This is a genomic window from Lentzea albida (assembly GCF_900111005.1).
Taxonomy (GTDB): domain Bacteria; phylum Actinomycetota; class Actinomycetes; order Mycobacteriales; family Pseudonocardiaceae; genus Lentzea; species Lentzea albida.
The window spans coordinates 533,189-545,908 of sequence record NZ_FOFV01000003.1 but is presented as its reverse complement, the minus strand read 5'-3'; the positions used below and the strand labels follow the sequence as shown (position 1 = coordinate 545,908).

Annotated in this window: 11 protein-coding genes and 1 pseudogene; 4 read left to right on the top strand and 8 right to left on the bottom strand. The window is 70.9% G+C overall.

Annotation, left to right across the window (positions count from 1 at the left end; all coding sequences use genetic code 11):
* Positions 1–32 precede the first annotated feature (32 nt).
* The 5 genes from BMY74_RS11645 to BMY74_RS11625 all read right to left on the bottom strand — a co-directional run bounded on the left by BMY74_RS11645 (position 33) and on the right by BMY74_RS11625 (position 4,754).
* Positions 33–1,865 (bottom strand): diguanylate cyclase domain-containing protein, encoded by a 1,833-nt coding sequence (locus tag BMY74_RS11645; protein ID WP_089914057.1) that lies wholly within the window; start codon positions 1,863–1,865, stop codon positions 33–35.
* Positions 1,865–2,665 (bottom strand): SAM-dependent methyltransferase, encoded by an 801-nt coding sequence (locus tag BMY74_RS11640; RefSeq protein ID WP_089914055.1) that lies wholly within the window; start codon positions 2,663–2,665, stop codon positions 1,865–1,867. Before BMY74_RS11640 ends, BMY74_RS11645 begins: the two co-directional genes overlap by 1 nt.
* 99 nt (positions 2,666–2,764) lie before the next feature.
* Entirely contained in the window at positions 2,765–3,208 is a 444-nt protein-coding gene (locus BMY74_RS11635; RefSeq protein WP_089914053.1) for a hypothetical protein, read from the bottom strand.
* Positions 3,186–3,803, bottom strand: coding sequence for an RNA polymerase sigma factor (locus tag BMY74_RS11630; RefSeq protein ID WP_089914051.1), 618 nt, complete (start codon positions 3,801–3,803; stop codon positions 3,186–3,188). The genes BMY74_RS11635 and BMY74_RS11630 overlap by 23 nt, the downstream gene beginning before the upstream one ends.
* Before the next feature lie 54 nt (positions 3,804–3,857).
* On the bottom strand, positions 3,858–4,754 hold the full coding sequence (locus BMY74_RS11625; protein ID WP_245786048.1) for a S8 family peptidase: 897 nt from the start codon (positions 4,752–4,754) through the stop codon (positions 3,858–3,860).
* On the opposite strand from BMY74_RS11625, the gene BMY74_RS46125 reads away from it, so the two are divergent.
* Entirely contained in the window at positions 4,716–5,045 is a 330-nt protein-coding gene (locus tag BMY74_RS46125; RefSeq protein ID WP_245786047.1) for a hypothetical protein, read from the top strand. The two genes, BMY74_RS11625 and BMY74_RS46125, sit on opposite strands and share 39 nt — an antisense overlap.
* An 89-nt stretch (positions 5,046–5,134) precedes the next feature.
* Positions 5,135–7,723 (top strand): CHAT domain-containing protein, encoded by a 2,589-nt coding sequence (locus tag BMY74_RS11620; RefSeq protein ID WP_245786046.1) that lies wholly within the window; start codon positions 5,135–5,137, stop codon positions 7,721–7,723.
* Between the two features lies 1 nt (position 7,724).
* Here the strand turns inward: BMY74_RS11620 and BMY74_RS11615 are convergent, their stop codons facing one another.
* Entirely contained in the window at positions 7,725–8,519 is a 795-nt protein-coding gene (locus tag BMY74_RS11615; RefSeq protein WP_143091542.1) for a hypothetical protein, read from the bottom strand.
* Between the two features lie 70 nt (positions 8,520–8,589).
* Here BMY74_RS11615 and BMY74_RS11610 point away from each other — a divergent pair, with 70 nt between their 5' ends.
* A complete protein-coding gene (locus BMY74_RS11610; RefSeq protein WP_089914044.1) occupies positions 8,590–10,122 on the top strand; it encodes an FAD-binding oxidoreductase in 1,533 nt (510 codons plus the stop codon).
* On the opposite strand, the gene BMY74_RS11605 is transcribed toward BMY74_RS11610, so the two are convergent.
* On the bottom strand, positions 10,103–10,375 hold the full coding sequence (locus BMY74_RS11605; protein WP_245786045.1) for a YggT family protein: 273 nt from the start codon (positions 10,373–10,375) through the stop codon (positions 10,103–10,105). The genes BMY74_RS11610 and BMY74_RS11605 overlap by 20 nt on opposite strands.
* An 85-nt stretch (positions 10,376–10,460) precedes the next feature.
* Between BMY74_RS11605 and BMY74_RS46120 the strand changes: the two genes are divergently transcribed.
* Complete coding sequence (locus BMY74_RS46120; RefSeq protein ID WP_089914039.1) at positions 10,461–10,790, top strand: TfoX/Sxy family protein; 330 nt, start codon at positions 10,461–10,463, stop codon at positions 10,788–10,790.
* Between the two features lie 700 nt (positions 10,791–11,490).
* Here the strand turns inward: BMY74_RS46120 and BMY74_RS46115 are convergent.
* A pseudogene (locus tag BMY74_RS46115) lies at positions 11,491–12,678 on the bottom strand (Nramp family divalent metal transporter); the annotation flags it as partial.
* Between the last annotated feature and the right edge of the window lie 42 nt (positions 12,679–12,720).

Below are 12,720 nucleotides of genomic sequence, written 5' to 3'. Positions count from 1 at the left end.
GCGGCCGTGGTCTCCCTGACGGCCACGGCCGCTCAGCCCGACACGACCAGGTCCACGCCCAGCGCCCGCAGCTCGTCCTGGTCGCCCGGCCCGCCGATCACGTGCACGCCGGCGTCCCGCAGCAGCGGCACCATGAGGGAAAGTCCTTGCCGCGCCAGCCTTTCCGACGGCGGCCGCGCCAGCCGGACGCCCCACACCGGACTGCGGTCCACAGTGGACAGCCCGGCGAACCCGCCACCGAACTCGTGCAGCAGGACGTGCACGCCCATGTCGTGCAGCACGTCGAGGTTCTCCTCGCCGTCCGGCATCGCGCGCACGTCGAGCGCCAGGAACAGCGACGACGCCGGGAACGAACCGGCCCGCAACGTCGACCGCACGTGCGTCGCGAGGTCGGGATCGCGTGACTGGTCGCGCGAGAGCCTGATCAGCACCGGCTCGCCGCGCGAACAGGCGTCCTCGAGCACCAGCCGTCCCGCCTTCGAGGCGAGGCCCAGGGCGTCCGCGTACGCCACCACGTCGTCGTGCCCGCTCTCACCCCAGCGCAGCGACGCCTCCACGAAGGCGAGCGGTCCCGAGGCCCACGACACCGGCGTGTACTCCACGGAGATCTCGCCGTTCTCGAAGGCGCCGGGCATCGCGGCGATCCGCGCGAACCGGGTGCGGTCGGCGGCGTCGGCCTCGTGGTCGTAGATGGCCCACTGCCGCTTGCCGCCGGTCTCGGCTCTGCGCAACGTCGAATGCGCGCGCCGCAGCACGGCCGTCGGGTCCGCACCGGGGCCGGAGGTGTGCACGAACCCGATGGACGTCGACACCGCGACGCCCGCGCCTTCCAGGTACACCGGCTCGGACAGTTCCTCGTCGATCAGCGCCGCCAGCGCCGCGACGTCGGGGGAGCCGTGGACCAGCACCACGAACTCGTCGCCGCCGACCCGCGCCACGACCGCGTCCGGCAGCACGAACCGCAACCGCCGCGCCACCTCGACCAGCACGGCGTCGCCGGCCGCGTACCCCAGGCCGTCGTTGACGATCGTCAGGCTGTCGACGTCCAGGTACCCCAGCGTGTGCGGCTCTCCGGTCGCGAGCGCGGACTCCAGCTTGTCCGTGAAGGACGCCCGGTTCGGCAGGCCCGTCAGCAGGTCGGTCAGCGACTGGTGCCGCAGCCACTCCTGCAGCATCCGCTGTTCGGTCACGTCCTCGACCAGCGCGACGAGGAACCTCGCCGTCCCGTCCGATCCGCGCAGGACCGACAGCACGACGTTGGCCCACACCGTGTCCCCGTTGGCGCGCGTGAGCTCCCACTCGCGCCGGTCGCTGTCCACAGAGGACTCGACCATCCGCAGGCAGACCGAGGCCAGCTCGGCCGCGTCCGGTTCGGTGAACAGCTCCTTCGGCATCTCCTCGTGCCCGAGGATCGCCGCCAGCGCCTCGTTCGCCTCCACCACCGCGCCGTGCAGGTCGAAGATCGCGATGCCCACCGCCGTGGTCGCGAAGACCTGGGCGAAGCGGGCCTCGCTGTCGTGCAGGTCGCGTTGCGCGTCCTCGACGGCCTTCAGCAGCGAGTCCTTGACCTTCTCCTGCTCCGCGAACAACTGGTCGCGCGTCGCCCGCACGTACCCCGACGCCAGCGCCCCGAGCACCTCGGGCGGGAACTCCGGGCCGAGCACCTCGAGCGTGCGGCGCAGCGAGTCGGGACCGGTGAAGCGCTTGCGCACCAGCCATTCGCCGATCGCCACCGCCGCCTGACCGGCACGCAGCCGGGCGGCGTGCTCCTCGAGGTGCTGCGTCAGCTTCCGCCGTGACATCGGCGAGTACGCGCTCTCGATCAGAGCAGCCGCCCAGCGCTGTGCGAGGGCCTTGGCGGGCATCAGGGTTTGCGACCCACCGCCGCGTAGAGGTTCGCCTTCGACGGTTCGTCGCCGACGTCCTCGGGCGACTCGGGCCGCCACTGCGGCGTGAACACGATGCCGGGCTCCACGACCTCCGTGCCCGCCAGCATGTCCGCCACCTGGGCCTTGGTGCGCGGGGTGATCGGCTCCGCGGTCTTCGCGAAGATCTCCCTGCCCGCCGCCATGGCCGCGGGCATGCTGTCGGCGGTGAAGTGGGAGATCGCGAGGTACGAACCGGAGGCGAGCGACTCCACGTACCGGGACAGCACGCCCCACGGGTCGTCGGAGTCGGGGATGAACTGCAGGACGCCCACGACCAGGAGGCCGATCGGCTGGGAGAAGTCGAGGTGCTGCCGAGCCTGCTCGACGACCTTCTCCGGCTCGCGCAGGTCGGCCAGCAACGCCGTCACGTTCGGTTCGTCGGCCAGCATCAGCTCGGCGTGCGTGATCGCGACCGGTTCGAAGTCGACGTAGACGACCTTCGAGTCGGGAGCGACCTCGTGCGCCACCTCGTGCACGTTGCCGACCGTCGGGATGCCCGAGCCGAGGTCGAGGAACTGCCGGATGCCGAGGTCCGCCAGTTCGAGCACGGCACGGCGCAGGTACGCGCGGTTGAGCCGCGCCATTCCCCGCACCGGGAGCACCTTGATGAGTTCTTCCGCCGTCGCGCGGTCCGCTTCGAAGTTGTGCCCGCCGCCGAGGAGGTAGTCGTAGATCCGGGCGGAACTCGGGACGTCGACGTTGACACCTTCCGGTACCCAGCTGACTCGATCGACCACAGCGACACACCTCTCGCGATGCGAATTCTGAGCGTCGACAACCCTACTGGCCGCGGATGTGGTCCGAACGAGCGAATTACCCGTCACACGAATGGTGAGTCATAGGATGAACCAATCGGTGCAGCCGCTCGAGAACCGGAACTTCACCGGCCCCCTCGGCGCCGCTCCCATCACGAACGTCCCCAGTTCGTCGACCGCCACCGTCTCGTGGTCGCCGTTCGGCGTCACGAGGGTGATCGACTCCGCCGCCGGCATCAGCTGGCCGGTGATCCCCGCCGCGGACACCTCGACCTGCAGCATGACGCCGTCCGCGTCGAACACCAGCTGCCGCGCTGTCGCCGTGGACCGCGCACGGGTGAAGAGCGTGTCGTCCAGCACCGAGTCGTACGACGTGATGAGCAGCAGTTCCTCGTCGATGTTCCGCCACGTGAACGCGGCCTTGGCCGCTTCGACGAACTCCAGCGGAACGTCCTCCTGAGGTGTGCTCAACGCGTCGCGCAAGGCGTCGAGCAGTACTTCGTCACTGTCCCAGTCGTGCCGCACCCAGCACACCTCCTCTCTTGACCGGCGACCCCAGGAAGGCGGCGATCGCAGGGGTTTTCCGCAACTTCTCCAGGCAACGTATCCGTGTGGGGCCGATGCTGCCGACCGGCATCGCGAGCTCCTCGCTCACGACCTGGTAGCTCGGCGGCGGGTCGGTCATCAGCTTCGTCAGCAACCGCTTGCACTGGTCCGTGAGCTCGGCGAACCCTTCCCGCAGCGCCTGCCGCCGCTCCACCGCCAGCAGTTCCGCCTCCACGTCCGCGTCCACCTGCTCCGACTCCAGCGCGTCGGACTCGGACAACGGGTCGTAGAGGTGCGTGCGCTGCTGCACGCGCAGCACGCGCAGGCACTCGTTGCGGGTGGTCGTCATGATCCAGCCCGGCAGCGCCTCCGGCTCGCGCAGCCGTCCGATCTGCTCCACGAGCCGCAGCCACAGCGTCTGGTTCACGTCGGCCGCATCCGCGGGGCGCAGCCGGTGCTTGTAGATCACCGACACCACCAGCGGCGTGTAACGGTCCACGATCTCGTTCCACGCCGACTGGTCGCCCTCGGCCGCCGCGCTCACGAGCGCGGCGATCGGGGATGCAGAGGTCACGTCGACTCCTTGCGGTCACAACTGGCGGAGGCCGAGGTTGCTCCCCAGATACAACTATTTGACAAAAACTCCGTAGCCGGGGTGGAACTCCGGTCCGCTCAGCAGTTTGTCACGTGCCTGACCTGCGTCGACACCGTCGGCGACCATGGTGGCGGCGATCCGGCCCGTGACGAGCGGAGCGGCGAACGACGTGCCGTACCAGTACGCCCACAGCGCGAACGGCGTCGCGGAGGGCTCGCCGGGCAGCTGCCACTCGCCCTTGAGGTAGGTGGAGGCGCGGTTGCCGATCGCGCAGGCGTCGACCCAGTGGCCCCAGTTCGAGTAGAAGGCGGGCGCGAGGGAGCCGTCGCGCTCCTGCTGGGCGGCGGCGACGGCGGTGACCCCGCACAGCGCGGCGGGCCAGCTCGGCCGCTGGGTGCCCTGGTTGCCGGCCGAGGCGACCACGACGATGCCCCGCGGCAGCGCCTCGATGGTGCGCCGCAACGGTTCCGACGCGACGTCGTCCGCGGTGAAGCAGCCGAGCGACAGGTTGAGGATGTTGATCTTCTTCTTGCCCAGCTCGGTGATCTTGGCGCAGATCCGTTCCTCGTCGCCGAAGCCGTTCGGGTCGAGGCCCGCCTCCGGGTCGAACGTGACGCCGGGGGCCGCGTTCTGGATGACGCCCGCGACGAACGTGCCGTGGCCGCCCTGCAGCGCGAAGTTGTCGCCGCTGCTGTAAGCCGCGTCGACGTCGTCGGCCTCCTTGGCGTAGCGGCCGTCGAACCAGTCGGAGTGCTCGCCGCTCGCGTCCGCGGAGATGCCGGTGTCGATGATGCCGACGCGGACGTTCTTCAGCCGCTCGTCGGACTTGGGCGCGGAGACCGGGTCGGTGGGGTGCGGCCGGTCGCCGGGGTTGCCCATGACGAGGCCGCCGTGCCCGACGACCACGTGGTGCGGCTGGACGAGCGGCACGCGCTCGTTCGGCCACGTCCGCTGGTCCCGCAGGAGGCGGACGACGCGGGGAATGTCCTCCGCGTTGTTCGGCAACGTCAATCGCGCCAATCCGGCGAATCCTTCGCCGGGCCGGGCGACGATGTCGTTTTCTCGCAGCTTTTCGACCACGCGTTGTTGGTCTTCGGCTCCGACGAGCAGCTGGCCCGGCCGATAAAGGAATTCACGTCCGCGTTCGGCGTGGAAGCTGATGCTCTTGTCCTCGGCGATGAGCTGCAGGAAAGCTCTTTGGTAAAGCTCCGCGCTTTCTGACGGTTTCGACACCACGGCCTCACTAAAGCAGCGTTGACGGGCACCCCGACCGAGCTTGATCAAGCTACCACAGCGGATAAAGTGTCGCCGTGACCGATTTCTCCGCGGAGGACGCGCTGGAGGCCAGGCAGCGCAACCCGCGTGCGGCCGTGGAGATGGCCCGCGCGGTGCTCCGCAAGACGGAAGATCGCGCGGAATGGTCCATCGCCGAGCGCGCGATCGGTCTCGCGCTGCGCGAGATGCACGACTTCCCCGGCGCGGCGCGGCACCTCCGCCGTTCGATCAGGATCGCGACCGAGGCCGCGCTGCCCCGGTTGTCCGCACTGGCGCAGATGAGCCTGGCGTGGGTGCTCGCCTACACCGGCCGCCAGAAGCAGGCTCTGACGCTGCTCGACGACGCCATGCCCTCGCTGACGGGAGCGGACTCGGTGGCGGCGCTGATGCAGCGCGGCGTCGTCTTCCACTACCTCACGCGTTACGACGACGCGCAGCGCGACTACACCGCCGCCATCGCCGGAGCACGCCGCGTGGGCGACCGGTTGGTCGAAGCGCGCGCTCTCAACAACCGAGGCCTCGTGCGCGCGTACGTGGGGAACATGCGGGAGGCGTCGGCGGATTTCGCTGTGGCCGCCTCGCTGCTGGGCGAACTGGGCCAGGAACTCGGCGTGGCGGACGTCAACTGGAACGCGGGCATCATGGCGACCCGGGGCGGTGACGTGCCGGCCGCGCTGTCGCTGTTCGACCGGGCCGACAGCGTCTACCGCCGCCTCGACGTGGTGCGCCCCGTGCTGCTGGTGAACCGCCTCGAACTGCTCGTCTCGGTGCCGCTGCTGGACGAGGCCCGCGCCGCGGCCGACCGGGCGATCACCGAGTTGAAGGAGCTGAAGAACCCCCTGGGCGTCTCGGAGGCCCTGTACTTCCGCGCCCGCATCGCCCTGCTGGACGACGACCCGTCCGCAGCTCAGTCGTTCGCCGCCGAGGCGCGCCGCCGCTTCCGCCGCGAGCAGCGTCTGCTGTGGGCGGCCGGTGCCCGCTACCTGGAGCTGCACGCGGCCGTGCTGCGCGGCGACCGCTCCCGCCCGTTGCGGCTCGCCCTGTCCCGCGTCGCCTCCGAACTGGACGCGGTGGACTGGCGGCTGCCCGCCCTGGAGGCGCGCATCGACGCCGGTCTGGTGGCCGCCGACCTGGGCCACCGCAAGCGTGCCGTGGCCGAGCTCTCCCTCGCGGCCTCCGCCCGGCTGCGCGGTCCTGCGGGCCTGCGCGTGCGCGGCTGGTATGCGGAAGCGTTGCGGCGCAAGCTCTCCGGCGACGTGCGGGGCACTTCGTCGGCGCTGCGGCGGGGGATCGGCCTGCTGGACGAGTACCGGGTGTCGCTGGGTGCCGCCGAACTCCGGGTCTCCGCCGGCGTGCAGGGCCAGGCCCTCGCACTGGAAGGGCTTCGACTGGCGGTGGCCTCGGGGAACGCGGCGCGCGTCTTGTCGTGGACCGAGAGCTGGCGCGCCGGCGCCCTGCGGATGAAGTCCGTGTCGCCACCGGACGACCCCCGCCTGGAGGACGCCCTGGCGTCCCTGCGCGCGGTCTCCGCGGACGTCGAAAGCGCTGTGCTGGCCGGGAAACCGGCGGGTGCGCTGCGGGCGCGCCTGGTCCGCGCCGAGCAACGCGTCCGCGACCTGACGAGGCTGACGTCGGGCGAGGTCTCCGTCTTCAAGCCGCCGCCGGTCAGCTCTCTCGTGGAGGCACTGGGGCCGTCGGCGTTGATCGAGTTCGTGGAGTACGACGGCGAGCTGATGGCCGTCGTCCTGGCCGGCGGGCGCGCTTCCCTGCACTCCCTGGGCGCCGTGGACGGCGTGGTGCGCGAGATCCGCCTGCTCCGCTTCGCCCTGCACCGCCTGGTGACCCTGCCTCCCCAGCTCCCGAACCTGGCCGTCGCCCGTTCGTCGGCGTCCCACGCGGCCGCTCTGCTGGCCCGCCGTCTGCTGGACCCGTTGTCCTCGCGCATCGACGGCCGTCCGCTGGTGGTCGTGCCGACGGGAGCGCTGAACGGCCTGCCGTGGGCCGTCCTGAACCGCCAGGTGACCGTCGCCCCCTCGGCTTCGGTGTGGCTGCGCGCCTGTTCGGTCGCCGACGCCTCCGGTGAGGCCGTGCTGGCCGCCGGCCCGCGGATGGCCGCCGCCCCCGCCGAGATCAAGGCGATCAGCGCCCACGTGCCGGGCCGCGTCCTGGTCGACGCGGAAGCGACCGTGAGCGCCGTCGCGTCCGCAATGGACGGTGCCGCTCTGGCCCACATCGCCGCGCACGGCTCGTTCCGCGTCGACAACCCGCTGTTCTCGGCGCTGGAACTGGCCGACGGGCCGTTGACCGTCTACGACATCGAACGCCTGCGCCGCCCGCCCACGCAGGTAGTGCTGTCGGCGTGCGACACGGGGCAGTCCGCTGTACGTCCGGGTGACGAGTTGATGGGGTTCACGGCGGCGCTGCTGGGGCTGGGCACGCGGACGTTGATCGCGCCGGTCGTTCCCGTTCCGACGGACGGCACGGCTCCGGTGATGGTGGAGCTGCACCGGAAGCTGGCCGCGGGAATGGCGCCGGCGGAGGCCCTGGCCGAGGTGCAACGGGCCGCTGCCGACGACGCCTCCTATGCGGCGGCCGTCGGCTTCGTCTGCTTCGGTGCGGGGTAGGTCACTTCGGCGGAGGTGTCTTGTAGAGCTGCAGCGCGCTCTGCCCGGCGCACCCGAACTCGCCGGGCTGGGTCTGCACGCGCGGCGGGTACCACGCGGCGACGGTCCCGTCGGTGAGCCGCACACCGTTGAGGCACGAACCACCGCCCGCGGCGATGACTCCCACGTTGCCGTCCTTCACGAACGCGTCGAGGCGGGGCTCGGCCCAGGGGAGCTTGGTCCGCTCGTCCACCGGCATCGGCGGGAGCTTCGCGCGCAACGCCGCGAGCACCTCGTCGGGCGTGGGAGCGGGAGGCAGCGCGGCGAGGACCGTCTCGAAGGCGGCGAGGTAGTTCTCGGGGACGCCGGTGCGCTGGGCGGGCGGTGGGGTGATCGGCCTGGCGGCGGCGGGGCAGCGGACCCTGTCCGGGCCGCCCCCGATGACGCCGTAGTAGTTGAAGTCCGCGCGGTAGCAGGCCGTCACCGGGTCCTCCTCCCAGAGCCGCCAGGGCTGCTGGGACTCGGAGGTGCCGGGGTCGTGGACGCGGAACAGGAGGCTGGCACGCACCTCCTGCGGGTCGTCGGTCGGGCTGTCGGTGATCTCCAGCACCGCGAAGTACTTCGGATCGGTGTTGCCCTCCAGGGCGGCGCGGGCGTAGGCGTTGCCGTCGGTGCCGCGCGGGTGGCCGATGCTTTCGGCGACCTTTCTGGCCTTGTCGTCGGTGTTCCCGTTGCCCTCCGGCCGCGTCACGACGTACGTCACCGCCCCGGCGACGAGCACGGCCGCGGCCAAAGCCACCATCCCCCCGGGCTTCATGGACGCGACGCTAGTGCTTTCCGGTCGCAAGGATTCCAGAACTGTCGGGTTTCGCTTAGGGTTGCCCGCCATGACAACGAGGTCGTGGTGGGGCTGGGGCACCGTGGAAGACGCCGTCACCCCGGAGGAACGCCGTGCGCTGGTCGACCGGGTCCGGGCGGTGCTGCCGGACGCCGACCTGACGTTCCACGAGGCACCCGATCCCGCCACCCTCGACGTGCCCGCGTCGAGGATCGAACCGCGTGCGCTGTTCTCGACCGACCCGGTCGACCGCCTCGCGCACGCCCGCGGAAAGGCCTACCGCGACGTCACGCGCAACCTCGCCGGCGAGGTCGGGCAGGTGCCGGACGCGGTCGCCCGGCCGCGCACCGAGCAGGACGTCGTGGACGTGCTGGACTGGTGTGCGAGCAACGACGTGTCGGTGATCCCCTTCGGTGGCGGTACTTCCGTCGTGGGCGGGGTCGAGCCGCGCGACCTCGGCCGGGTGGTGACGCTGGACCTGCAGCACCTCGACCAGGTGCTGGAGGTCGATCCGACGAGCAGGGCCGCGCGCATCCAGGCCGGGGTGCTCGGGCCGTCGCTCGAACAGCAGTTGAAGCCGCACGGGCTGACGTTGCGGCACTTCCCGCAGTCGTTCGAGTTCTCCACGCTCGGCGGGTGGCTCGCGACGCGGGCCGGCGGCCACTACGCCACGCTCTACACGCACGTCGACGACCTGACCGAGTCGCTCAGGGTCGTGACGCCCCAAGGCATCAGCGAGTCGCGCAGGCTGCCGGGGTCGGGCGCCGGGCCGTCGCCGGACCGGCTGTTCCTGGGGTCCGAGGGCGCGCTGGGCGTGATCACCGAGGCGTGGATGCGGCTGCAGGAACCGCCGAGGCACCGGGCGGGCGCGTCGGTGCGGTTCGCGTCGTGGGAACGTGCCGTCGAGGCGACGCGGCTGATCGCGCAGTCCGGGCTGCACCCCGCGAACTGCCGGCTGCTCAACCCGGCGGAGGCGTTCCTCAACGCCGGGTCGCCGAGTTCCGTGCTGGTGCTGGCCTTCGAGTCCGCCGACCACCCCGTGGACGCGCTGCTCGCCCGTGCGCTGGAGCTCTGCGGTGACGGCGAGGTGGTCGAGGGCGCGGCGCGGCAGTGGCGGAAGTCGTTCCTGCGCATGCCCTACCAGCGCGACGCGATGGCGCAGCACGCGATGATCACCGAGACGTTCGAGACGGCCTGCACCTGGGACCGCTTCGCCGAACTGCACGCGAACGTCACGGCGGCGGCGACCGAGGCGCTGAGGCAGGTGTGCGGCATCGGCATCGTCACGTGCCGCTTCACCCACGTCTACCCGGACGGCCCCGCGCCGTACTACGGCATCTACGCGCCCGGCCGCTGGGGCGGCCTCACCGCGCAGTGGGACGAGATCAAGGCCGCCGTGTCGGAAGCGCTCGTCACGTCCGGCGGCACGATCACGCACCACCACGCCGTCGGCCGCGACCACATGCCGTGGTACGCACGCCAACGGCCGGACGTCTTCGGCGCGGCCCTGTCCGGTGCCAAGGCCGCGCTGGATCCTCAGGGCCTGCTCAACCCCGGAGTCCTCACCACACGATCGACCTGAGGATCAGCGCCGCGATGAACACCACAGTGAACGCCAGGTCCAGCCCGAACCCGCCGAACCGCAGGGGCGGCAACACGCGGCGCACCGGCGACAGCACGGGCTCGGTGACGGCGTGCGTCACGCGCCGCACCTTCCACACCCAGTCGCCGCGCGCCTGCAGCGTGACCGCCCAGTCCACGATCATCCGGCCGATCATCACGAGGATGAACAGCGTCAACACCCAGCCGACGATCCAGCCGATCAAGCCGAACAACTCGGGCCTCCTAATGTCCTGTATGTCCATCAAGCCACACGAAACTGAGAGGCGCCTGACAACTCGCTGAGACAGTATTCAGCGCATGGCGTACGACGAGGGCCTGGCGCAGCGCCTGGGCGAGTCGCTGGGCGACCTCCCGGACCTGAGCACGAGGAAGATGTTCGGCAGCCTCGTGTTCCTGTGGCGGGGAAACATGCTGGTCGGAGCACTGGGCTCGGACCTGATCGCGCGTGTCGGCCCGGAGGCGCAGGCCGACGCGCTGGCGCAGCCGGGCGCCCGCGTCTTCGACTTCACCGGACGGCCGATGAACGGCTGGGTGGTCGTCGACGGGGAGGCGGTGGCGGAGGACGAGGCGCTGCAGGAGTGGATCGCGCGGTGCCGCGAGTTCGTGGAAGCGCTGCCGCCGAAGTGAGCCTGATGGACGAGGTCCGGGAGGCGCTCGACGGGTGGCGCGGCATCACGGAGACCGAGGCGCTCGGCGGGGTGGTGTTCGAGTGGGACGGTGACCCGCTCGTCGGTGTGGTCGGCGACGAACTGGTCATGCGCGTGGAGGGCGGTGGCTGGGCCACCGCGAAGGGCGACCTCGACGATGTGCTGGAACGGTCGGCCGAGGTCGTGCTCGACGAGTGCGTGGTGCGCTGGCACGGTGAGCTCCGCGCGGGCGGCATGCCCGCGTTCCGGGCCGTGCTCGCCCTGGTGCGGCACGACCCGGAACGCGAGGAGTTGCAACGCATCCTGCTCGGCGTCGTCGACGGCACCGACCGCGACCTCGCCCAGCTCGCCGTCACGTGCCTGGGCCACGTCGGCAGGATCGACCGCGTGGTGCTGCCCGAGGTGGTGCCGAGGCTGCGGGCGCTTCTCGGCGACCCGCAGCTCGGTGGCCGGGCCGAGGACGCGCTGGGCGACATCGAGCACTTCGTGAAGTGACCGGTCAGAAGCGCACCAGCGGGCCTCCCGTGAAGAACTCGTAGACGAAGTTCACGAAGAAGAACCCGAAGAACACCACGTTGAGCACGAGGACCACGTGGTGCCACCACCGGGGCGGGCCGCAGCAGCCGCGAGTTCAGGTACATCAACGCGAACGGGAACATCAGCGCGCCCAGGTTCGACATGTTCGCCGAGATCTGCACCAGTTCCACGGGCAGCGCGAGGTGCAGCGCGCCGGCGATGATCGCCAGCACCAGCAGCATGAACGGGTAGTAGAAGCGGCGCGGGTCGTCCTCGATGCGGCGGCGCAGCCGGGGTGAGACGGCGTGCATCGCGTCGGTGAAGTTGCGCACCAGGGCCTCGAAGATGCCCAGCTGCGTGGAGAACAGGACGAGCACGCCGACCACGAGCATCAGGTAGAACATGCCCTGGCCGTAGAGCAGGCCGAGCTGTTCGGCGGAGAACGTCGGCACGTTCGCCGCCGTCGGCTGCTGGCCGGAGACCGCGACGATGTGCGCCATCAGCACGGTCGGGAGCAGCATGCCGAGCATCGCGCCGACGAAGAACACCGCCCACTGGTCGATCAGCAGCAGCCGGTACCAGCGGCGCCACAGCGAGGCGTTGGCCGGGGTGTCCACAAAGGTCACGCCCACCGGGCGCAGCTCCTGCTTGCCGCCGCGCAGGCCCGCGATGAACCCGACGTGGTGGCCCATGCCGTAGCCCTTGTCGCGGTAGTGGCTCATGGCGTACCAGTTCAGGCCGGACGCGAGCGCGGTGAAGCCCGCCAGGCCGCCGAGCTGGGTGGCCGTGATGCCCTCGGGAGGCGCGGCCGGGGTGACGAGGCCGCGGACTCCCTCCGACCACACGGAGAACGGCACGACGGCGACCGTCACCACGATCAGCACCAGCAGCAACGTGCCGACGAGCACCCAGTTCGCCAACTCCAGCGCGCGGGAGACCTTGCGGGCGCCCGCGGTGATCAGGAAGACGACCACGAGCAGGCCGATCGCGAGCAGTCGCACGTACTCGATCTCGTCCGGACGGTAGCCGCGGCCCGCGATCAGGGCGAAGAGGCCCTGCCCGGCGCCCGCCGCCCAGCCGCCGAAGATGAACGCGAAGTAGAACACCGCGAGGGACACCGGGACCCAGAACTTCCAGCCCGGCGGCACGCGGCCCCAGCCGACGACCGGGGTCTCGCCCGTCGCCACGACGTAACGGGCGATCTCCACGTTGTAGAACGTCTGCAGCAACGCCGACACCGTGATGACCCAGCCGATGCCGACGAAACCGAACCTGCCGACCGCCTGCGGGCCGAGCAACCACTCGCCGCTGCCGATCGAGATGCCGAGCGCGATGAGGCTCGGGCCGATCACGAACTGGACCACCTGGACAGGCCCTAGCTTGCGGACCTTGAA